Source organism: Acinetobacter tjernbergiae DSM 14971 = CIP 107465, assembly GCF_000374425.1.
Taxonomy (GTDB): domain Bacteria; phylum Pseudomonadota; class Gammaproteobacteria; order Pseudomonadales; family Moraxellaceae; genus Acinetobacter; species Acinetobacter tjernbergiae.
This window is the reverse complement of record NZ_KB894370.1, coordinates 1-22813: the sequence shown is the minus strand read 5'-3', so window position 1 is coordinate 22813 and position 22813 is coordinate 1. Positions and strand designations below refer to the sequence as shown.

Annotated in this window: 18 protein-coding genes; 6 read left to right on the top strand and 12 right to left on the bottom strand. The window is 37.7% G+C overall.

What is annotated here, in order from left to right; all coding sequences use genetic code 11:
* The first annotated feature begins 285 nt into the window (after positions 1–285).
* The gene (gene mdh / locus C502_RS0113225; RefSeq protein WP_018679300.1) at positions 286–1458 is read left to right on the top strand and encodes an iron-dependent methanol dehydrogenase; all 1173 of its coding nucleotides are present in this window, start codon (positions 286–288) and stop codon (positions 1456–1458) included.
* A gap of 508 nt (positions 1459–1966) precedes the next feature.
* Positions 1967–3343, top strand: a complete 1377-nt coding sequence (locus tag C502_RS0113220) for a metal-dependent hydrolase family protein (RefSeq protein ID WP_018679299.1) — start codon at positions 1967–1969, stop codon at positions 3341–3343.
* Between the two features lie 270 nt (positions 3344–3613).
* Here C502_RS0113220 and C502_RS0113215 read toward each other — a convergent pair whose 3' ends face one another.
* Complete coding sequence (locus C502_RS0113215) at positions 3614–4795, bottom strand: transcriptional regulator (RefSeq protein WP_018679298.1); 1182 nt, start codon at positions 4793–4795, stop codon at positions 3614–3616.
* Between the two features lie 142 nt (positions 4796–4937).
* Between C502_RS0113215 and exaC the strand changes: the two genes are divergently transcribed.
* On the top strand, positions 4938–6449 hold the full coding sequence (gene exaC, locus C502_RS0113210; protein ID WP_018679297.1) for an acetaldehyde dehydrogenase ExaC: 1512 nt from the start codon (positions 4938–4940) through the stop codon (positions 6447–6449).
* 398 nt (positions 6450–6847) lie between these two features.
* A complete protein-coding gene (locus C502_RS0113205; protein ID WP_018679296.1) occupies positions 6848–7702 on the top strand; it encodes a bile acid:sodium symporter family protein in 855 nt (284 codons plus the stop codon).
* Positions 7703–7757: 55 nt separating this feature from the next.
* Here the strand turns inward: C502_RS0113205 and C502_RS0113200 are convergent, their stop codons facing one another.
* From C502_RS0113200 to C502_RS0113155, 10 genes are all read right to left on the bottom strand, one after another.
* Positions 7758–8792, bottom strand: coding sequence for a 2-dehydropantoate 2-reductase (locus C502_RS0113200; RefSeq protein ID WP_018679295.1), 1035 nt, complete (start codon positions 8790–8792; stop codon positions 7758–7760).
* Positions 8793–8934: 142 nt separating this feature from the next.
* Positions 8935–9813 (bottom strand): glyoxalase III HchA, encoded by an 879-nt coding sequence (gene hchA, locus C502_RS0113195; protein ID WP_018679294.1) that lies wholly within the window; start codon positions 9811–9813, stop codon positions 8935–8937.
* Between the two features lie 106 nt (positions 9814–9919).
* Complete coding sequence (locus C502_RS0113190; RefSeq protein ID WP_018679293.1) at positions 9920–10924, bottom strand: NAD(P)H-quinone oxidoreductase; 1005 nt, start codon at positions 10922–10924, stop codon at positions 9920–9922.
* A gap of 28 nt (positions 10925–10952) precedes the next feature.
* On the bottom strand, positions 10953–11807 hold the full coding sequence (locus tag C502_RS0113185) for an AraC family transcriptional regulator (RefSeq protein WP_023274637.1): 855 nt from the start codon (positions 11805–11807) through the stop codon (positions 10953–10955).
* Positions 11808–11969: 162 nt separating this feature from the next.
* A complete protein-coding gene (locus C502_RS0113180) occupies positions 11970–12200 on the bottom strand; it encodes a hypothetical protein (protein WP_018679291.1) in 231 nt (76 codons plus the stop codon).
* A gap of 21 nt (positions 12201–12221) precedes the next feature.
* Entirely contained in the window at positions 12222–12917 is a 696-nt protein-coding gene (locus C502_RS0113175; RefSeq protein ID WP_018679290.1) for a GntR family transcriptional regulator, read from the bottom strand.
* Between the two features lie 11 nt (positions 12918–12928).
* On the bottom strand, positions 12929–16534 hold the full coding sequence (gene uca / locus C502_RS0113170) for an urea carboxylase (protein ID WP_018679289.1): 3606 nt from the start codon (positions 16532–16534) through the stop codon (positions 12929–12931).
* Between the two features lie 15 nt (positions 16535–16549).
* The gene (gene atzF, locus C502_RS0113165; protein WP_018679288.1) at positions 16550–18376 is read right to left on the bottom strand and encodes an allophanate hydrolase; all 1827 of its coding nucleotides are present in this window, start codon (positions 18374–18376) and stop codon (positions 16550–16552) included.
* Between the two features lie 238 nt (positions 18377–18614).
* Positions 18615–18971 carry a winged helix-turn-helix domain-containing protein gene (locus C502_RS0113160; protein ID WP_018679287.1) on the bottom strand — a complete coding sequence of 119 codons (357 nt, stop codon included), beginning with the start codon at positions 18969–18971 and terminating at the stop codon, positions 18615–18617.
* Positions 18972–19030: 59 nt separating this feature from the next.
* Positions 19031–20140, bottom strand: a complete 1110-nt coding sequence (locus C502_RS0113155; RefSeq protein WP_018679286.1) for an S-(hydroxymethyl)glutathione dehydrogenase/class III alcohol dehydrogenase — start codon at positions 20138–20140, stop codon at positions 19031–19033.
* Between the two features lie 173 nt (positions 20141–20313).
* Between C502_RS0113155 and C502_RS0113150 the strand changes: the two genes are divergently transcribed.
* Both C502_RS0113150 and C502_RS0113145 read left to right on the top strand, forming a co-directional pair.
* Entirely contained in the window at positions 20314–21825 is a 1512-nt protein-coding gene (locus C502_RS0113150; RefSeq protein WP_018679285.1) for a phospholipase D family protein, read from the top strand.
* A 192-nt stretch (positions 21826–22017) separates the two neighbouring features.
* A complete protein-coding gene (locus tag C502_RS0113145) occupies positions 22018–22470 on the top strand; it encodes a hypothetical protein (protein ID WP_018679284.1) in 453 nt (150 codons plus the stop codon).
* Between the two features lie 78 nt (positions 22471–22548).
* On the opposite strand, the gene C502_RS18340 is transcribed toward C502_RS0113145, so the two are convergent.
* Positions 22549–22813: transposase (locus C502_RS18340; RefSeq protein ID WP_018677050.1), on the bottom strand; the 265-nt coding region annotated here is incomplete at its 5' end.

Below are 22813 nucleotides of genomic sequence, written 5' to 3'. Positions count from 1 at the left end.
TCGATCAATTAAACTCATGAAATACAATCATAGTGCTGGCTATATTTCATTCGCATTTAGATCGACTACTAAATTATTAAGGATTGGTTGAGATTAGCAAGCCAAATAAAAATTTGGCTCATCCTTGGTTCAAATAGCGTATCTTCAATTTTTCTACGAAAAAGAATAAAGCTTTGGTAGGTTTTTGGTAGGTAGGAAAAATTTCTAACACTTCCATACTAGGCACATGGTGATCAAGGATCACCTATATAACAAACAATGGAATATGGAAGAAGGAATCGCTCCATGGCTTTTAAAAATATTGCAGATCAAACTAACGGTTTTTACATCCCTTGTGTATCTCTCTTTGGACCAGGCTGTGCAAAAGAAATCGGTGCGAAAGCACAGAATCTTGGTGCAAAAAAAGCACTGATCGTAACTGATCAAGGCTTATTTAAATTTGGTGTCGCAGACACAATCGCACAATTTTTAAAAGATGCAGGCGTTGATAGCCACATTTTCCCAGGCGCAGAACCCAACCCCACTGACATCAATGTACATAATGGTGTACAAGCCTATACCGACAATAGCTGTGATTTTATTGTCTCTTTAGGTGGTGGTTCATCACACGATTGTGCAAAAGGAATTGGGCTTGTGACTGCGGGTGGTGGACATATCCGTGACTACGAAGGTATTGATAAAAGTACAGTACCGATGACACCGCTAATTGCGATTAATACCACTGCGGGTACTGCATCAGAAATGACTCGTTTCTGTATCATTACCAATACAGATACGCATGTGAAAATGGCAATTGTAGACTGGCGTTGTACTCCACTCATCGCAATTGATGACCCTAAACTGATGGTGGCTAAACCTGCTGGTTTAACCGCAGCAACTGGAATGGATGCACTTACGCATGCTGTTGAAGCGTATGTTTCTACTGCGGCAAACCCGATTACTGATGCCTGTGCAGAAAAAGCGATTACCATGATTAGTCAATGGTTACGCCCTGCTGTCGCAAATGGTGAAAATATTGAAGCACGCGATGCGATGAGCTATGCACAATACCTTGCAGGCATGGCATTCAATAACGCATCTCTAGGCTATGTACATGCAATGGCTCACCAATTAGGCGGATTCTACAATCTACCGCATGGCGTATGTAATGCTGTACTCCTGCCTCATGTTTGTGAATTCAATTTAATTGCTTGCCAAGACCGTTATGCAAAAATTGCGGTGCTTATGGGTGTCAACACAGATGGACTCACCGAGACTGAAGCAGCATATGCAGCAATTAATGCGATTCGTGAGCTTTCATCATCTATCAGCATTCCATCTGGTTTAACTGAACTTGGTGTGAAAACTGAAGACCTTGCAATTATGGCAGAGAATGCTCAAAAAGATGCATGTATGCTGACCAACCCTCGTAAAGCAACACACGCTCAAGTTGTTGAAATTTTTAAAGCGGCATTGTAATTATTAAAGCTTTCCCCGAAAAGTAAGCCGGATCTCTCCGACCGTCGGCTTACTTGATTTTGGGAATATCCCTGAAAAGGTATTCCCTTTTTTTAACCTGCTCCTGCCAATATCTGAACCATTAGATATTTACATCGCTTTTATCCATAAAGTTTATTTGACTTGGAAACTCAATCTCATCGCTATCAAACGTTTAATCCAATACGCAACAATGCTGCATACATAAGCAAAAATTCACTGCTTTCAGTTTCAATCGCTAGACTGAATATGAGAATGCCTAGTTTTGAAATAGGTCATAATGCTATTGAAAAATACACATTCAGAAAAATACTTGTGCTTTAAACGCAGACGCTAAACTGTACAGACTGATCGTCATTAATAACACTTAGCCATACTTTCAGAGCCTCATAACTAAATGCTTTGACTCCTACTATATCAATTATCTGTACACTATTTACTCACAATAAGCTAAGGTGATATCACTAATTATTAAAAATAGTAGAATCAAATGAATAAAATAGTAATTTTTGATAAATTCAATGACCTAAAAAAAATCGCTGCACTCATGTTTCTTGCCCTTATGAATAGCAGTACTACTTTTGCACAAGATGCAAAAACGGTGGTGTTATTAAATAACGTTAATATCTTTAATGGTAAAGATAATAAAATTATAAAGGGCAATGTACTCATCGAGGGTAATCTAATCAAAAAAATTAGCACTGATGCCATCATGACAAATCGCAGTGGAATGAGCAAAATCATCGATGCCAAAGGCAAATACTTAATCCCTGGTTTAATTGATAACCATGCACACCTGATGTTCGACAGTATTCCTCAACAACAAGCATTACTCTCTGATTTTGCATTTATCAATTTATTTGCAGCAAAATCAGCCGAGAAACAATTATTAAGAGGTTTCACCACCGTTCGTGATTTGGGCGGCGGTGCGCTTTCTTTGGCAAAAGCGATAGATAACAATTTAGTCAATGGGCCAAGAGTCTTTGCAAGCGGTGCTTTTATTTCCCAAACGGGCGGTCATGGTGATTTTGGCTTCCCAACCGATGTTCCTCGTAAACTTGGAGAACTGTCTTATCAAGAACGGAATGGTATGGCAGCAATTGCAGATGGTGCAGATCAAGTCTTAATTCGTTCTAGAGAGCAACTACGACAAGGTGCAACTCAGCTCAAACTCATGGCAGGTGGAGGCGTTTCTTCCAACTATGACCCACTCGATGTATCTCAATATACTGAAGCAGAATTTAAAGCCGCTGTCGATGCAGCAGCTAATTGGGGAACCTATGTAACAGTGCATGCTTACACTCCCCATGCAGTGAAAACAGCAATCGATGCAGGGGTAAAATCCATCGAACATGGTCAATTACTTGATGATAAAACAGCAAAATTAATGGCAGAAAAAGGCGTGTGGTGGAGTCTACAACCTTTTCTAGATGATGAAGAAGCAATCTCTTTTCCTGAGGGCTCTGCCAATCGAAAAAAACAGCTAGAAATGACCCAAGGGACAGATAATGCGTATAATTTAGCAAAAAAATATCATGTGAAATTGGCTTGGGGTACAGATTGCTTGTTTGACCCATCTTTAGCAGCAAAGCAAGGGAAACAACTGGCTAAAATGACCAGATGGTTCTCACCCTATCAAGTATTAAAAATGGCAACCTACGATAATGCTCAACTGCTCTATTTAAGTGGCAAAAGAAGTCCTTATCAGGATGGAAAACTTGGTGAGATATCTGAAGGTGCGTATGCAGATCTCATCTTGGTAGAAGGTAATCCATTGGATAATATCAATTTAGTGGCTGATCCAGAAACCAATTTCAAGATCATTATGAAAGATGGAAAAATCTATAAAAACACATTAGAAAACTAAGTGTAGTTCATATTCACTGCAAAAATAGCGAGACTGTACCAATCATTCTTGCTATTTTTTCCTTAATATTCAGCATCGAAATGAACAGATAGCATCTGCTTTATATTGTTATTTCAAATAAAAAATTAAGCATAAAAAGCACTGACATTTTGCCAGTTATTACGTGATCAACATAAAAATGAGCCCATGATATTTTAATACTGCATAACAGGCTACAAGCTTTTCCAATGACATCAATCATAAAAACATAGGGAATTAAAAAATCTATCTCTATGATATATCTCTAAATTTATTTAAAGACTGATGTGCAGGATGGTCTAAGGGTAACAACTCAATTAAGCGTTCAACAGCATCAATTGCTTCAGGAAAATGAGCAACATGTTTCAGTAATAGATCAATTTCTTTGGTTTTAAAAATCATATCGCTGAGACGTGATTCAAGACAATCTCGCCATGCACACAGGAAAGGACTTTCTGTTTTTGATAGGAAAATACCCTTATACAATTGTAGTGCTGATGCAATATAACCTGAATCAAGTGCCTGCTCGACATATAAGAAATCAGCCTCTACATTTGCCAGTAAACGATAAGGTCGTGAACCCAACATTCCGCCTAAAATATCACGTAATTGCGACATTTCAGCTTTCAAAGTTCCAACACTGACCTTACGTTCGCCATATACAGCTTGATGCAAGTTTTCCAGATTCAAACCATTTGGACAAAGTGCCAAGATTGCCAATATTTCGATCTGGCGTGGTGTTAGAACTAAAGATTTATTATTAAACATGACCTGCGGTGAAGCAAAAGCACGGATATATAAACGTTGACGCTGCTGCTCTGTGAGTGCAGTTTGAATAATTGATGCACAACGCTCAGCAGCTAAGACTCCCAAAGTATTGTGATTTTTCCAAGTCGTAGATAAATCAACCACACCTAATACTTGTTTGGAATATGGGTCAATCACTGGTGCTGCATAACAAACCCAGTCATGTACAGACTCCATATAATGTTCATTTGAAAATACACAACTAGATTGTTGCGTTTTTAAAGACAATGCTAAAGCATTCGTACCCACTTCTTCTTCTGCCCACTGACCACCCGCAATAAAATGCACTTTTTCAGCGGCACTTTGCATCTGCGTACTGGAAGCAGTCCAAATAATTGTACTCCCCACATCGCCAACCGCAATCACCATAGATGATTGTGCCGCAATATGACTGAGATCATTTGAACAGGCCTCTAATGCCAAATCTAGATTTGTTTTAACTTTCTGATGACGTGCCAATAAAGGAGCTGCCAAGCGCTCCTTTGGAATTTCTGAAGATACTGAACGTTGCCATGAACTGGCAATACTTTGTCCTAACATATCAGCACTTTGCGGTGACAAACTATTATGCCGTTTTAATTGATCAATTGATGTCCGTTGTTGTAACAGGTCTCGTTTTGTAAACATTTGTGTATCCCTTACTAATGACCACGGTTTCCAACCTTTCTCCAACCTTCCCAGTTATATCCTAATTAAATAGCGTACAAAAGTACCTTATACCAAAGCTGTAGATGCTTAACAGATCAATTATAAGCAAAGGAATATATATATGCGTTATGTCGATCCTAATCAACCTGGTTCAAAGGTTCAATTCAAAGCTCAATATGAGAACTTTATTGGCGGTCAATGGGTAGCACCTATAAAAGGAGAATACTTCGATAATGTCTCTCCTGTCGATGGCAAAGTATTTACAAAAATACCGCGCTCGTCAGCTGAAGATATCGAACTCGCTTTAGATGCAGCACACAAAGCAAAAGCTGAGTGGAACAAAAGTTCACCAACCGTACGTTCAAATATTTTACTTAAAATCGCAGATAGACTAGAACAGAATCTAGAATATCTTGCAGTTGCAGAAACTTGGGATAATGGTAAACCTGTTCGAGAAACACTCGCTGCCGATATTCCATTGGCAATTGACCATTTTCGCTATTTTGCAGGCTGTATTCGCGCACAAGAAGGTGGCATTTCAGAAATCGATGAAGATACGATTGCTTACCATTTCCACGAGCCTTTAGGCGTTGTTGGTCAAATTATTCCGTGGAACTTTCCAATCCTTATGGCAGCATGGAAGCTTGCTCCAGCACTTGCCGCAGGTAACTGCGTTGTCTTAAAACCAGCAGAGCAAACACCTGTCGGTATTTTACTGGTTCTTGAGTTAATCCAAGATATTCTACCTGCTGGCGTATTAAACATTGTCAATGGTTATGGTGCTGAAGTTGGTCGCCCACTTGCAACCAATCCACGTATCGCAAAAATTGCATTCACAGGTTCAACTCAAGTTGGACAGTTAATCATGCAATATGCCACTGAAAATATTATTCCAGTGACTTTAGAACTCGGTGGAAAATCGCCAAATATCTTCTTTGAAGATGTAATGGATAAAGAGGATGATTTCCTCGACAAAGCACTCGAAGGCTTTGCAATGTTCGCACTCAACCAAGGCGAAGTTTGTACCTGTCCATCTCGTGCATTGGTTCAAGAAAGTATTGCGGATAAGTTCTTAGAAAAAGCCATTGAGCGTGTGAAACGTATCAAAGTTGGACATCCTCTTGATACTGAAACAATGGTTGGTGCGCAAGCTTCACAAGAACAACAAGAAAAAATCCTACGTTGTATTAACACGGGTCGAGAAGAAGGTGCTGAACTTCTTACGGGTGGTGGTGCAAGACAAGAAGTCGGTGAAGGTTTCTACATCGAGCCAACCGTCTTCAAAGGACACAACGCGATGCAGATCTTCCAAGAAGAAATTTTTGGCCCAGTTCTATCTGTCACCACGTTCAAAGACTTTGATGAAGCAGTTAAAATCGCGAACGATACAATCTACGGTTTAGGTGCTGGGGTATGGTCTCGTTCTGCACATACGTCATATCGTGCTGGTCGAGCAGTTGAAGCTGGTCGTATTTGGACAAACTGTTATCACATCTACCCTGCCCATGCTGCATTTGGTGGTTATAAAAAATCAGGGATTGGACGTGAAAATCACAAAATGATGTTAGACCATTATCAACAAACCAAGAATTTATTGGTGAGTTATTCAACTAAACCTGCTGGATTCTTCTAAATAAAGGTGTATTTACTTAAAGTTAATACACTCTAACTTCATAAAGGGTAAGTATCTCCATCATACTTACCCTTTTTATTTATAAACTTGGTATTTTCATAATAACAATAGTTTAGTTAATCTTATTTCTATAAATTTGACTCAAAAGATATAAATTGTCGTGTAGATGACAGATTTTTTAACAAATGTATGCTTAAAGTATTTAGTAATAGGAATAACTTTAAATTTCAAAGTTAAGCTATGCTAGATCATTCTTTATTTTCTATAAATTATGTGGAAATGTTTAAAGTGATGTCATTTTTATCATTCTATTTTCCTCAACATAAATTTCATTGGAATGGAATGAGTAATGGGCATGAATGATCTAAAAATAATACGGATATAGGATATAACGGTTTATGGATTCTGGACTAATCACAATATTTTTGCCTATTGCCTTAGCCATCGTTATGGCTGGTATGGGTTTAGAATTAACACTTAAAGACTTTGCGAGAGTCAGCAAACACCCAAAAGCTGTTTTAATTGCTTTATTCTGTCAGCTCATTTTATTGGTGGGTATCGCATTTTTAATTTGTAAAATACTCGCATTACCACCACTTTTAGCCGTAGGTTTGATGTTATTAGCTGCATCACCTGGCGGTACCACTGCCAATTTATTTAGTTATTTGTATAAAGGAGATATTGCGCTCAATATTACTTTAACTGCTATCAACGCAATTGTTGCAGCGGTCTTTCTTCCCTTTATTGTGAACTTTTCAATTTTACATTTCATGAATGAAGGCCAACAAGTCGGTCTACAATTCACCAAAGTTTTACAGGTTTTCTTAATTATTTTAGTGCCTGTATGTATTGGGATGCTTATTCGTCACTATGCACCACACGTTGCTGAAAAACTAAATCGTCCTGTGCGTATTTTTGCGGTGGTTTTTCTGCTGATTATTATCCTAGGTGCGATTATTAAAGAGCGAAGCAATTTGGTTGATTATATTGGTCAAATTGGTCTGGCAACTGCATTATTCTGTGCAATCAGTTTAATGGTTGGTTATTTCGTTCCGCGTATACTTGGTATTAATTCATATCAAGCACGTGCATGTGCATTTGAGATCGGGATTCACAACAGTACTTTAGCCATGACGATTGCACTTACCATTATGGCAAGTACCACTATCGCGATGCCTGCTGCTGTGTATTCAATTTTTATGTATATCTTCGCGACAATTTTTGGTACGTTGATTACTCGATTTGAAAAATAAAAAATTATAAATCAATAATAAATATTAGTTTTTATAGAATAAAAGCGTATACCACCTATACGCTTTTTTGCGGTCTCATTTTACTGACTTGTTCTAATCGAGCTTTCAATTCAAATCCCGACCATGCTTTTGGCTCAGATCTTAGTTCTGCTCGTTTAACCAATTGAATCAGTTTTTGATTAATGGGTGCATGAAGATTCAAATGTTTCGCTAAATTTAGAATCTCGCCGTTGATCCAATCGATCTCAGTTTTTCTACCAGCCATTAAATCATCTGCCATCGAAGAACGTGCAAGCGGATCAATAGCGAGCATTTTTTTACTGATAATCTTAAAAACAGCATTCGGTAACTTTAAAATTTTAGGAATAAATTGTGCAGGAATTGGGGTCAGTTTTGCTGGTTTAATTTTAGCGATTTTTAATAAACTCAATGCTTCTAGTTGAGCAAGTGCTAAACACTGACGATATTCTCGAATAGATAATTGTTGCTTTAATGGAAGCTGTGAGAGAGCATTGATTGAATTATTCAAATTTAGTAAAAGTTTTGCCCATTGTATAGCCTGCATGTCTGATTCTAATTTGATCTCAAGATGTGTCTTTTGAAATGCATTAACTAATTCTGTAAGCCCCTCATATTTTTTGACATACAAAGCCCCATCCGTTCCTTGATGAAATATACCATTTCTTAAAGCCGCCACATTAAAAGGTACCATACCTTCAAGAATAGTGTGCTCAGTGAGAATTTGTTTTAAAATCCCCACATTGCTTAAGCCATTTTGAAAACTGATAATAATGGTTTTTTTCTTGAGAATAGCTTTTAACTCATAGGCAACCTGTTCAGTAGATGCTGATTTTACACAGACCAAAATAATATCTGCATGAGCAGCTGCATTTGGATCAATCATCATTTGAAGTTGGTTTGCAGGAATCGTTTGTTTGAATCCTTTATAATCAGAAACGGTTAAACCGTATGTTTGAAGTTCTTGCTGAATTTTAGGACGAACAATAAAATCTATGTCGTAACCAGTAGCAACCAGTCTACCGCCAAGATAGCATCCAATACTGCCTGCACCATAAACACATATTTTCATCGATGATCCTTAAACATCTCATTTTCCATTCCTACTTTCTTAACATAATCAAAATTTAAAACTTGTCAGCTAGCTTACAAATTTTAAATTTTGCTAAAGAAAAAGCCCAATATTGAATTGGGCTTTAAACTTATAAAACAGATTATGCGTTAAGGTATGGATCAGCCAATAAAGTTTCAGCGGCAAGTTTACCTAAATTATTAGAAGCCAATGGACTATCGCCCGTTAACAGTTTTCGATCTTGGTGTACTTGCCCAGTAATTCCTTTATTTAATATTTCTACACCAAGTTTTTCTAAATTTTCACCGACGAGCCACGGCAATTGTCCTGGCATATATCCAATATCAATATTCGCACCTTTATCTAATGAATCTGGGAAAACACAAACTTGATAGCCTTTAAAAATATAATCATTTGGACTTTCACCTACAGCAGCTGCCAATAAAGAAGCTGGGCCATGACATAAGGTAATCACATATTTGTCATGATCTACTGCCCATTTTAATAAAGCCTTAACTTCTTTACTTTCAGGGATTTTAGCCAAAACACCATGACCACCAGGAATGAAAATACCAGCATAAGGTGAGTCAGCGCTTAAAGCTTGATCTAAAATCTCAGCCAATTTAAGTGGAGATTTCAGTTGTTTTTCGTACTTATGATAAGTATCCAAAACCACTTGCTCTTCTTTTGGCATTGCCCACATTTCAAGTTTAACTGGATTACCTGAAAGTGTTGCAACATCAAAGGCAAAACCAGCATTGTCCAAATGGAACATCGGTAACAACATTTCTACGGGATGATTTCCTGTAGAAAAGAATTTCTCATTTTGCATCAAGATATAGCGTTCATCCGTTGCAATCATGAGGATCTTTTTATCGCCTTGATAGGGATTTGGGTATGTGGTTCCATCATAGTCCGTTTTAGGAGCTGTATACTGACTTAAAGAATAAGGTGATGGAAAAAAAGCGTTATCTTCAGCTAAATCTGGGGTTGGGTTGCGATCATCTATATTTGTTGTCATCTTCAAATTCCTCGTAGGATATGTTTGATTTACATATTGCTTTTCTAAGTGATCATTCTCAAGCTTGATGTATAAATAGGCATGGAATGAATACAATCAGGCAAAATTACGATTTAATTTCGAGTACCACTTTTCCAATATGTTCGCTGCTTTCAAGACATTGGTGTGCTGCTGCAACCTCTTCAAATGCAAAAGTTTTATAAATAATTGGTTTACATTGATCTGTTTCGATTAATGGCCAAACAAACTGTTCCAGTTCTTGGGTAATTTTTGCTTTTTCATCATTGGTTCGGGCACGCATCGTTGAACCAGTCACCACAGCGCGTTTTAGCATGAGTTCTTGAATATCAAAACCATCTACTTTTCGACCGCCCATAAACCCGATAATTACCAGTCGCCCATCTCTTTTTAGCAATCTTAGATTTTGATTAAAGTAAGCAGCGCCAATAATATCCAAGATCACATCAACCCCTTGCTGATCTGTAAGTGACAAAATTTCTTGTTCAAAATCTTGCTTCTTATAATTAATAACTGTCGAAATAGAGCTTAATTTTTCAGCTTTCTCATCACTTCCCACCGTGGAAAAAGTATGAATCCCCATAGCATGACATAAACTCAACGCTGTAGAGCCAATTCCACTCGCTCCTCCGTGAATCAGAACAGTTTCGTTCTTTTTCAATTGTCCGATCTGAAATAGATTTGCCCATACGGTGAAATAAGTTTCTGGAATAGCTGCTGCTTCAACAAAGCTCAGATTTTTTGGAATAGCTAGAGTTTGATTTGCTGGGACAGCACAGTATTCTGCATATCCTCCACCATTGGTCAGTGCGCAGACTTTATCACCGACTTTAAATTTTTCTACTTTTGAACCAATTTGTGAAATGATCCCAGCAACCTCCAATCCTGGAATCTGCGTTACGCCTTTCGGCATGGGATACAGTCCTTGTCGTTGCAAAATATCAGGACGATTGATCCCAGTGGCATAGACTTCAATCAATACTTCATCTTCTTTAATCTCAGGTTTCTCACCGTGCACAACTTTTAGAACTTCAGGACCGCCAGCTTGAGTAATTTCGATATATTTCATTTGTTCTCTGCTATTTTGATTCATGAGTTACTCATTCCTTCTCTATATTTACTTAAGTTTGATTAGGAGAAAAACCAAACTGCTTTTTAAACTCTCGACTAAATTGAGATGAGCTTTGATAACCAACAGCATAAGCTGCTTGAGCAACGCTTTGGTTTTCGTTTTGCAACATTTGTTTTGCCTTATGCAACCGCGTAACTTTGAGGTACTGCAAAGGTGAATGTAATGTGACTTGTTTGAATGCTTTATGAAATGCCGAAATACTCATATTGGCTTGTTCAGCAAGTATTTCCACTGTTAATTTTTCTGTAAAATGATGTTGAATATATTCACAAATTTTATAAATCGGTCGCAAATTGCCTTGAGCGACTAATCCTTTTAAAGCATCTGCACCTGAATGTTGAATCACTCGATACAACAACTCGCGTTTGATTTGTTCGCCTAAAATTAAGCTATCTTGTTCTGAACCTAATGTTTTTAATAGTCGTATCAATACATTCGAAATCGTTTGATCATATTGAATTACACTCATGCCAGTGGTGAGTGGTTTAAATTGCTCATTTTCAAAATATGTTTTTGCCAACAACTCATTTACCGTATCCGCCTCTAGTTTCATGCTCATCGCAATCATAGGCAATTCAGGACTGGCAACCGTATCACAATCAAATGGCATGGACACGGAGACGATTAGGCATTCACCTTGCTGAAATGCATAGGTTTCAGTTCCGATGTAACCACGTTTACTGCCTTGTAAAACAAAAACTAAGATCGGTTCTTGTAATACGGCTAATGGTGGTGTGTTGTGATCTACACGCATCAAAGTGATGCCATCTATCGCCGTAGCAAAGAAGCCCTCTTTAACGACAAGTTTTAGAAAAAGTGAGCTAAGTATTTGATCATTCATCATGTTTCATCTGATGATTTGAAATGTGATCTGTATTATTAAATAGAAAAATCAAAAAAGATGCTAATTTTATGCAGGATTAGGCATGAAAAATAGAGCATTTTAATAGAATATTAACTTTCTTTTCTAAACATGAGAAATAAAACCTAATACACCTAATATCTATTACAGAATTTTCAATATTTTCTTTAACTCATAAGCGACTTGATCCTCATCATACATATATTTTCCACCATTAGGAGCATAAGAAGCCAACATTAAAATAGTATTACCTACTATCTCATGCTCCGAATTTAAACTTTCGAGTAAGAATTCTATATTATTAGCATTTTTTACAGAAATATCCTTTTTTCCAATAAAATTTTGAATACTGTAAATTAATTGATTTTTAACCATTCATAATCCTAAATTTATTAATCAATAAAACTGACTCGAATCCAACATCTGTAAAGTAATTTTTTTCACTTCATCACGACTTTGCATAATATGTGCTTCAATCGCTTGAATGGCTTCATCTACTTTACGATTAAAAATATAACCTAGTATTTTTTGATGCTCCTGATAAGTCGCTTCAACACGGTAATCTTTAGAGAAATCTAAACGACGGATAATACGAATTCGCTCACTCAAATCACGATGAATTCTTGCCATTTCATTATTTCCAGAGGCACGAACTAAAGCGCAATGGAAATCTTCATCTTGTTGTGACAGTTGTTTAATGTCTTTTAGGTATTGATGAGGTTCAACCAGCCATAAATCTTTTAAAACAGATAATTCAACCGAGTTTTGATGATCAATCTGGCAAAGTTTACGAATGGAATCTTTTTCTAATACGATCCGCACATCATAAAGTTCTTCATAATAACGAAAATTGAGCGGTCGGATTTGCCAACCGCTACGAAAACTCACATCAACATAACCCTCTTGTTGCAAACGATACAGCGCTTGTCGGATTGGGGTACGACTGACATCATAGGCTTTTGCAACTTCGGATTCTGTAAAACGTTCACCCGGCATCAGTTTGAAATCAAAGATATCATTCTTAATGCGTTGGTAAACCAGCTCAGACAAATTGTCTGAGCTTTTCGTTGTTTTTATTTTGATTTCTTTCATGTAACCTTGCCTTATTCCATATAAACCAGTGGTTCACCACTATGTACAGTTTGCCCTGCTCGACAAATAATGGCTTTTACAATGCCATCTTCTTCTGCATAAACAGGAAGTTCCATTTTCATTGCTTCAATAATAGCAACGGTTTCACCTTTTTTAACCTCTTGACCATATTCAACAAAGATTTTCCAGATATTACCTGTCATTGATGCATTTAACGATGGTAAATGACTGTAATCAGCATGGTTATTTTCTTGAATCTGTTCTTCAGGTTGAGCCGCGAACTCCTCTTTCCAACGATCAACTTCAGTCGTAAATGCTTGTTGTTGCTTAGCTTTAAACTCGGCAATACTCTCAGCTTCATCATCTAAAAATTTTATATAATCCGCATAATCGAATTCTGTTTCTTCAATCTTGATCTCAGCACGACCATTTTCAAAGTCAGCACGCCATTGATTCAGTTCTTCTTCTGTCACTTCAAAATATTTGATCTGATCAAAGAATTGTAAGAACCATTGTTTATCGCCAAATTGTTTGTTTTTCTTAAACTTGTTCCAAATTGGTAAAGTACGTCCTATCAATTGATAGCCGCCCGGTGAATCCATGCCGTAGATACACATGTACATACCACCAATACCAACTGTTCCCTCTGCTGTAAAGGTACGTGCTGGATTATATTTAGAACTGAGTAAACGATGGCGTGGATCGATCGGCACAGCACAAGGTGCCGTTAAATACACATCACCCAAGCCAAGAATTAAATAGTTCGCATCAAAAATAATATCTTTAACTTCATTTCGATCTGCCAAACCATTAATGCGTTGGATAAAGTCAACGTTATTTGGCAACCAAGGTGCTTTAGAGCAAACACTTTCTTGATAGCGTTCTACAGCTCCTAAAGTCGCACTGTCTTCAAATGCCATCGGCAAATGTACGATACGAGATGGGATTTTCAATTGGCTCAAATCGCCCATCTCTTCTTCGAGTTGAATTAATTGAGCAATCAATTGTGACTGTGGAATTACTAAGCCATCGTATTTAATCTGTAGTGAACGAACACCCGGTGACAGTTCCAATACGCCTGCAATTTTTGCATCACGAATCATTTGAATCAATTGATGCACACGTAAACGTAAAGCTAAATCTAGAACATTTTCGCCATACTCTAAGAGGATATAACTATCACCTGCTTGGCGATATACTGTTTTTGGTGACAATTCAGTTGGTTCACGTTGTGCCAAAATCGTACTGACAACCTCTTGAATTGGCTCAATCGTCTCTACAACTTTACTTGCTTCGGCAAAGTTTTGGATATTTTCAATTTGCTGACGTTCAAGCTCATTGGCATGTTCAACACTAATAGGATAGAAACGAATTTTATCATCAGCTTTAAGTTGTCCCACTTTCCAAAGTTCTGCTTTGGCAATCGTCACAGGACAAACGAAACCGCCTAAACTTGGACCATCTTTTGCCAGAATCACAGGGAAATCGCCTGTGAAGTTAATTGCACCGATCGCATATTCACAGTCATGGACATTGGATGGGTGTAAACCTGCTTCACCGCCATTTTCTCTAGCCCAACTTGGTGTTGGGCCTGACAAACGCACGCCTAAACGATTTGAGTTAAAATGAACTGTCCACTCTGATGCAAAAAACTCTTCTACATATTCAGGTTTAAAGAAATCTGGTGCGCCATGCGGACCATATAACACCGCGATTTCCCATTCATTAGTGTATTCAGGAATCAAGTTAGCCGACAATGCTTGAGGTTCATCATGAGCAAGTGGCAGTTCTGCACTTGCAAATGCTGGATCAACCATTTTAATCATGTCGCCGACACGTAAGGTACGACCTGCATGACCACCAAAATTACCAAGCGCAAAGGTAGAGCGACTGCCCAAATATACTGGAACATCCAAACCATTTCGTACCGCTAAATATGTACGGCAACCTGATTCAACTTGACCGATTTTTAGAATTTGTCCTGCCTTAACTTCAACAGGTTGCCAAAAATCAATTTCCTGATCATCTAACAATGTAGTACAGCTTGCACCAGCCAAAGCAATGGTTGTATCTGTATGAAACTTTAAAGTCGGCCCAACTAAGGTAAACTCAAAACCTGCGGCTTTAGTATCATTTCCAACAATACGATTAGCAAGCTGAAATGCATAATCATCCATCGGACCTGATGGCGGTACACCAATATCCCAATAGCCCGTACGACCCGGATAATCTTGAATTGAACTCAACGTCCCTGCTTGAACCACTTCAATCACGTTTGGCGTGTAGTTGAAATCATCCAACATTCTTGTCCAAATTTGCATAGATTCAAAGCGCTGATCTGAAACAATGGCACGTGCGTAATCTAAGTTTGTGCTGATACCGTTCAAGCGTGTTTCAGCCAATACATGCTTTAATTTTTCAATAGCACTGGCACGATCATCAGCATGTACAATAATTTTGGCAATCATCGGGTCGAAGTATTGAGAAATCTCTGTGCCCGTTTTTACCCAAGTATCAACACGTGTATCCTCTGGAAATGCAACCTCTGTCAGCACACCAGGACTGGGTTGAAAATTTTTCACAGGGTCTTCGGCATAAACACGAACCTCAATCGCTGCACCTTTAGGCTGAATATTGCTGAGATATACCCAATCAAGTTCATCACCAGCAGCCACTTTGAGCATGCATTCAATCAAGTCTAGACCTGTCACCATTTCAGTGACTGGATGTTCAACCTGTAAACGCGTATTCACTTCAAGAAAATAAAACTCATCTCGATTGGCATCGTAAATAAACTCAACCGTTCCTGCACTACGATAATTAACGGATTTCCCCAGTTCTACAGCTGCCTGATGCAGTTTTTTACGTGTCGCTTCAGGTAAATTTGCGGCAGGCGTTTCCTCTACTACTTTTTGGTTACGACGTTGCAAAGAACAATCACGCTCACCAAAGGCAACGACTTGCCCTTTTCCATCACCAAAAATTTGTACTTCAACATGACGTGCTTTATCAATAAAGCATTCAATAAATACGCCTGCATCCTTAAAGAATTGTTCGCCCAAACGTTTTACACTTTCGTAAGCATCGGTCAAGCCTTGCGGCGTATCACAACGAGTCAAACCAATACCACCACCGCCAGCAGTACTTTTCAGCATAATTGGATAACCAATACGATCTGCCTCCGTAAGGGCTTCTTCTAGACTATCCAGCAATCCAGTTCCCGGAGTCATTGGCACATTGGCAGCGGCAGCCAATTCACGAGCACGATGCTTTAAACCAAATTCCAGAATTTGCTCTGCTGTTGGCCCCATAAAGGCAATATTATTTTCTTCGCAAGCACGAGCAAAATCAGCACTTTCAGAAAGAAAGCCATACCCCGGAAAGATTGCCTCAGCACCAGTTTGTTTAGCTGCCAGAATTAATTTTTCGATACTCAAATAAGTATCGGCAGGCTTTAAACCGTCTAATGCAATTGCAATATCAGCATCTTCAACATGTTGCGCATAACGATCACTATCCGAATACACAGCAACACTGGTTACGCCTAATTTTTTAAGTGTGCGAATCGCTCGAACAGCAATTTCACCACGGTTTGCAATAAGTACAGTTTTAAACATGATGATTTCCCCCAATTAATTCGCTGTGTTTGCTGCTTGGCTATTACGATGCTGGATATAGGCTCTCCACCCACCAAAATGACTAATATTCTCTGCATCATCTATGCCATAAGGCTCACAGATAAAACCCTTCACCCAGCGCCCATCTTCTAACTCGACATTACCCATTCCTAAAGGTGTCGGAATTTCAGCCACAAACTCACCAAATCGAGCAGTTGGGACATCCCAAAGTTCTACAATAATGCTTTGACCATCTTGCTGACGTGCTAAGCCGGGTTTCGGGGGAATAGTGCCATTCAAGGCATACAGCGCATAATTTTGAGAGGTTGTTGTGGTTTCGATATGCACAGCATCACGTGTGGTGAGTTGGAAATTTAATGGCATACCTGTCAAATGCGCCCCAACGACTGCAACACGAATATGATGTTGCGAAATAGGTGTAGCAGAACTTAAAGGCAGAGCTTTATCCAATGCCCCTAATTTCAGTGCAAGATAGTTTTGCCAAGCTTTACCGAAATGAACCAATGCCGCATCATGCCAAGCTGGGGCAATTAGAGTGATTCCAAATGGTAAATGGTCAGCTCTAAACCCTGCTGGCAAAGCAAGCGCACTGAGATCGGCTAAATTGGTAAAATTGGTATATGTTCCCAAACGAGCGTTATATTCAATCGGATTTTGTTCAAGCTGCTCAATGGTATAAATTGTAGGTGCAGTTGGAACAATTAAGGCATCAAATTCAGCCAATCGTTGTTGGATTTTTCGCGCTAAATCTTGTTTTAAATATTCTGCATTGTAAGCATCCACCGCTGAATACTTTTCGCCGTTTTTAATAATGTCTAATACCGTTGGATCAAAATCGTCAGTATTGCTGTTGAGTAAATTTTCAACAGCTGCGGTTCGTTCTGCCACCCATGAACCTTGATAAAGTTGCGCTGCCAATTGCTCGAAATCTGTAAAATCAATTTTAGTTATTTCAGCATTTAATGATTTAATTAATTGGACAGTTTGCTGAAATGCTTTTTCAGCCTGTTCATCACCAAAGAAATTTAGTTTTTCTGGAATGGCAAATTTTAATTTGCTAGAGAAATACACTGGGACATTTTTAGGATGCTTACGTGAATAACTGTCCAATGGATCATATGCTTCTAAAACATTTGCAACCAAGTCTGCGTCTACAACGGTTAAAGCAAAGATCGAAATACAATCTAGACTTTTACATGCAGGCAATAAACCACGATTTGAAAAACGCCCTTTGGTTGGTTTTAGCCCAACAATATTGTTAAATGCTGCTGGTACACGCCCTGAACCTGCGGTGTCTGTACCTAATGCAAATGGGACAAATCCACGAGCAACTACACTTGCTGAGCCAGAACTTGATCCACCACTGATATATTCAGGTTTAAAACTGTTTGGTACAGCACCAAAAGGTGAACGTGTTCCCACTAAACCCGTTGCAAACTGATCAAGATTGGTTTTGCCAATTATGATTGCACCCGCTTGCTTTAACAAACACACTGTTTCAGCATCTTGTACGGCAACTGTAGTTAAAGCCTTACAAGCTGCGGTAGTTACAAATCCTGCAACATCAATATTATCTTTTACTGCAAACGGAACGCCGTAGAGTGGAAATTGTTTTTCTAAACTTTCAGCTTCTTTGCTTAATTCATTGAGAAATTGAATTTGCTGTTCAATCTGTTCTACCGTCGCAATTGAAATCCATGCATTGTCTTGAGGATCAATTGATGCAACTAATTCTTTTAAAGTATTGAGCTGAATCTCATCTTCCAAATAGGCAGTTTGCCATTCTGAGATCGTCCAGCCTAAAGTTTTTGTCTTATGCATTTTATGAATCCCATCTTGTATACAAGTTTGATTTTTAAAATGCAGAAAACATGCCAATTTATTTTATATTTATAAATCAGATACTTATTTTATTTTATAGATACACTATTTTTTCTAACTTTAATCTTGGTGCTTAAAAGGCATTATTTTAATGCACTTGCTCCATAATTCAGCAAATATCATTTTCTTCACTTTAAAAGTGCTGAAATTTACATATTAAACAAATGATATTTATGGATTATTTATTAATTTTTAAATGATTAGATATATCTTGAAATTCAGACTCTAACGTTTGAAGCGCATGCTGTTCCATCGCCCTAAATTTTTTTAATATCATTTGTCCAAACTCTGTCACTACAGCACCACCACCATGCGTTCCACCTGTTTGAGTCTCAACAAGATGAGAGTGAAAACATTGATTCATAGTATCCACCAGTTGCCAAGCACGACGATAACTCATCTCCATTGATTTCGCGGCTTGAGAAATTGAGCCTGTACGTTGAATTGCTTCAAGTAACTCAGCTTTACCTGGACCAAAGGCAATTTGCTCTTCGGCTAAGATTCGGACATGTAATTTTAAACGTGGTTTTAACATCAACTTATACTCAAAGATTTGATGATGCGCTACACATCATCAAATCCAAACATTCACAATTAAAAATGAATCACTGTACGGATCGATTTACCTTCGTGCATTAAATCAAATGCATGATTAATATCATCTAAAGGCATGGTATGCGTGACGAATGGTTCAAGTTGAATTTCGCCTTTCATCGCATCTTCAACCATTTTAGGTAATTGCGAACGCCCTTTTACTCCACCAAAAGCTGTTCCCATCCATTTACGACCTGTCACCAACTGGAATGGGCGAGTTGAAATTTCTTGCCCTGCACCTGCCACACCAATGATTACTGATTGTCCCCAACCACGATGTGCGCATTCCAATGCTGAGCGCATGACATTGGTATTTCCAATACATTCAAAGGAATGATCAACGCCCCAACCTGTCATTTCGACAATCACTTGCTGAATTGGCTGTTCATAATCTTTTGGGTTTAAGCAATCAGTTGCACCAAATTGTTTTGCCAATTCAAATTTTTCAGGGTTGGTATCAACGACAATAATACGTCCAGCTTTGGCTTGGCGTGCGCCTTGCACAACGGCAAGACCAATCCCCCCCAAACCAAATACCGCGACACTATCACCCGCTTGAACTTTCGCCGTGTTATGTACTGCACCAATACCAGTCGTTACACCACAACCTAGCAAACAGACTTGTTCAGGATTTGCTTCAGGGTTGATTTTTGCTAAAGATACTTCAGCAACAACGGTATATTCACTAAAGGTTGAACAACCCATATAGTGATAAACAGGTTGACCATTATAAGAGAAGCGCGTTGTACCATCTGGCATTACGCCTTTACCTTGAGTCGCACGAACTGCAACACACAAATTGGTTTTACCCGATTTACAAAATAAACATTCTTTACACTCTGCGGTATAGAGTGGAATGACATGATCACCCACTGCAACACTCGTAACGCCTTCACCTATTTGAACAACGATACCAGCCCCTTCATGACCTAAAACTGCTGGAAAAACACCTTCAGGATCATCACCAGATAAAGTAAATGCATCGGTATGGCACACACCTGTATGGGTAATTTTAATCAGTACCTCACCTGCTTTAGGTGCTTCAACATCAAGTTCTACGATTTGCAATGGCTGACCTGCGGCAAAAGCAACGGCTGCACGAGATTTCATACCTTTATCCTTTATAGTCGATGTAATGTTTTATGTTTGTGTAACAGTTAACTGATTTTATGCTGATATTCAACATCTTCAAGTACATGTAGTGCTATCTTTACACAAGTAAACAACATTTCACGATAAAAATGATAAAGAATTTATACCACCTTAAAAGTATAACGATTGTTATGGTACTAGGGCTAAGCGCTTGTGCTTTGCCACCTAATCAAAACCATGATCGGAGTGAGCCTTTGCCAATAAAAACAAAGTGGATGAATGATCCCCAAGCTGATCTTAATATTAAACAAGGTTTGACTGCTTTTTTAGCATTAGATGATGCATTCCTCAGTATTGCATCTCGTATTCACTTGATTCGCAATGCAAAATATCAAATTGATTTACAATATTATATTTGGAAAGACGATGCGATTGGCAATCTCATGTTGCATGAGTTACTGAATGCTGCCGACAGAGGCGTAAAAATTCGATTAATCATTGATGATCAAAATGGCATAAAACTAGATAAAACGTTGAGGGCACTCTCACAGCATCCAAATTTTGAAATTAGGATTTTCAATCCCTATAAATTTAGACATCTTAGAGTGATTGATTATCTATTCCGATTAAATAAAATTAATCATCGTATGCACAATAAATTGGTGATCGCAGACGATGCAATTGCCATTACAGGTGGTCGCAATATCAGTAGTGAGTATTTTGAAGCCAGTAACTATTTTCAATTTAGTGATATGGATATTTTATTCTATGGCAGCGCAGTTGATCATGCAGAACAAAGCTTTAAAGCGTTTTGGGATAATGATTTAAGTTATTCAACCACACAATTGATTGGTACTGGACAACCTCAGCAGCTTGAGCAACTTAGAGAAAAATTTGAACAACTTGATCAGACCAATACTTGGACAGAAAATAAACTTGAATCTGCACAAGACTTTTTAAAAGAACGTCTTCAGCATTATCCTATTCAATGGGCAAAGGCACATTTCGTTGCCGATCATCCCAATAAAATCTTAGATCAGGCAAAAGATCAAGAACTGATTTCGTTTCAAATGCTCAAAATCTTAGGTAAACCTGAACAGCATATGGAACTGGTTTCTGCTTATTTTGTTCCGACACAACGTGGAACAGAATATTTAAGCCAACTTTCGAATAATGGGATTAAAGTTCGTGTATTAACTAACAGCTTAGTTGCAAATGATGTCGCCGTTGTTCATTCATTTTATAGTAAATATCGTAAACCACTCTTGCAAAATGGAGTTCAACTTTACGAATTTAAACCCAATATTGAACGAACAAAGCGAACATGGTACGAAATCGCAACTGGTAGTGTGATTCCTGTAAAAGGTAAAAATCGTTCGAGTTTACATGCTAAATTTTTTGATGTAGATGGTAAGGTTTTTATTGGTTCATTTAATTTTGACCCAAGATCAGCTTATTTAAACACCGAAGTCGGTTTAGTGGTTGAATCCGATCAGCTACAAAATCAAATTACGGCATTACTTGATCAACACTTACTTCAAGTTGCTTATCAACTTAAACTTGACTCAAATGGCAATATCGTTTGGTATGAACATAAACAAAATGGCGAAATCGTAAAACATTACCGTGATCCTGAAAGCACTAATTTTCAAAGATTTAGTACCAAGTTTGTTTCCTATTTTCCAATTGAATGGATGATGTAGGAGCATATTTAAGCAACTTAATTCACTTTCATTTAATAATTATGAATACTGACGATTTCAATACTCATGTTAAATATCAAAACTTATTAAATTGGAAATTTTTCATTCAGTCTTTTGAATTTATTAAAAATATATTATGATTCAAAACAACTACACTATTGAACCATTTTAATAATAGTTAAGGCTCCTATAATGCAAAAAACATGTGACTTGTTCATTCCTTTATTAACAAATGATCCAAAGCTTAAGTATTTAAGCTTATTTGACAATAGCTTCAAATACGATGAGCATTCAATTTATGAAGGGTATTTAAATTTAAATATTAAAAGAATTAAGCTTATACATTTCGTAGGCTACTTTAGAACAAAAGGTATACATATTTTTAATGTTCCAATCGAATATAGAGATAATAAAAATATTAATAAAGCCAAAGGAACAAAAATTGCTCAAAAGCATGCAAATGATAATAATTTTGAAGTTTGTTTTTCAGAAAAACAATCAGTGCCTTTATATTGGGCATATAGAATAATAAATGATATTCAAGAAAGAGTTGGAGGAATGGTGTATATTGATAAATTAGATGGTCATATTTGGACAATTGAGGAATATGAAGAATATTTTTATGACTATAATAATATTTTATAGTCATGAATAAAAATTATTATAGTTCAGTAGCTTGGATTAGAGTAATACAAAAGTTATATTAAATAACCCGAATCCTGTTTAAGCCACTGATTCCATAATTTGAATTTTTGGCTTATTTCGTTGGGTTAATTGATATGCACATAACGATGCATAAATCCCACTTAGAAATCCATGAATACTACGTGCCTTACTCGTCACTAAATTGTATTGTCCTTTCAATAAGCTAAATAACGTTTCTATCTTATTACGTTGTTTTAAGTGATATTCATCTTGTGCACAGAGTTGAACAGTCCGCATGTTCTTTCGATGATACGTAATTAAATCAATACCTTGATTCTTTAAC

Excerpts from the sequence above, each read along its gene's own strand:
- mdh (WP_018679300.1), top strand. The coding sequence starts at position 286 with ATGGCTTTTAAAAATATTGCAGATCAAACTAACGGTTTTTACATCCCT.
- C502_RS0113220 (WP_018679299.1), top strand. The coding sequence starts at position 1,967 with ATGAATAAAATAGTAATTTTTGATAAATTCAATGACCTAAAAAAAATC.
- C502_RS0113215 (WP_018679298.1), bottom strand. The coding sequence starts at position 4,795 with ATGTTTACAAAACGAGACCTGTTACAACAACGGACATCAATTGATCAA.
- exaC (WP_018679297.1), top strand. The coding sequence starts at position 4,938 with ATGCGTTATGTCGATCCTAATCAACCTGGTTCAAAGGTTCAATTCAAA.
- C502_RS0113205 (WP_018679296.1), top strand. The coding sequence starts at position 6,848 with ATGGATTCTGGACTAATCACAATATTTTTGCCTATTGCCTTAGCCATC.
- C502_RS0113200 (WP_018679295.1), bottom strand. The coding sequence starts at position 8,792 with ATGAAAATATGTGTTTATGGTGCAGGCAGTATTGGATGCTATCTTGGC.
- hchA (WP_018679294.1), bottom strand. The coding sequence starts at position 9,813 with ATGACAACAAATATAGATGATCGCAACCCAACCCCAGATTTAGCTGAA.
- C502_RS0113190 (WP_018679293.1), bottom strand. The coding sequence starts at position 10,924 with ATGAATCAAAATAGCAGAGAACAAATGAAATATATCGAAATTACTCAA.
- C502_RS0113185 (WP_023274637.1), bottom strand. The coding sequence starts at position 11,807 with ATGATGAATGATCAAATACTTAGCTCACTTTTTCTAAAACTTGTCGTT.
- C502_RS0113180 (WP_018679291.1), bottom strand. The coding sequence starts at position 12,200 with ATGGTTAAAAATCAATTAATTTACAGTATTCAAAATTTTATTGGAAAA.
- C502_RS0113175 (WP_018679290.1), bottom strand. The coding sequence starts at position 12,917 with ATGAAAGAAATCAAAATAAAAACAACGAAAAGCTCAGACAATTTGTCT.
- uca (WP_018679289.1), bottom strand. The coding sequence starts at position 16,534 with ATGTTTAAAACTGTACTTATTGCAAACCGTGGTGAAATTGCTGTTCGA.
- atzF (WP_018679288.1), bottom strand. The coding sequence starts at position 18,376 with ATGCATAAGACAAAAACTTTAGGCTGGACGATCTCAGAATGGCAAACT.
- C502_RS0113160 (WP_018679287.1), bottom strand. The coding sequence starts at position 18,971 with ATGTTAAAACCACGTTTAAAATTACATGTCCGAATCTTAGCCGAAGAG.
- C502_RS0113155 (WP_018679286.1), bottom strand. The coding sequence starts at position 20,140 with ATGAAATCTCGTGCAGCCGTTGCTTTTGCCGCAGGTCAGCCATTGCAA.
- C502_RS0113150 (WP_018679285.1), top strand. The coding sequence starts at position 20,314 with ATGGTACTAGGGCTAAGCGCTTGTGCTTTGCCACCTAATCAAAACCAT.
- C502_RS0113145 (WP_018679284.1), top strand. The coding sequence starts at position 22,018 with ATGCAAAAAACATGTGACTTGTTCATTCCTTTATTAACAAATGATCCA.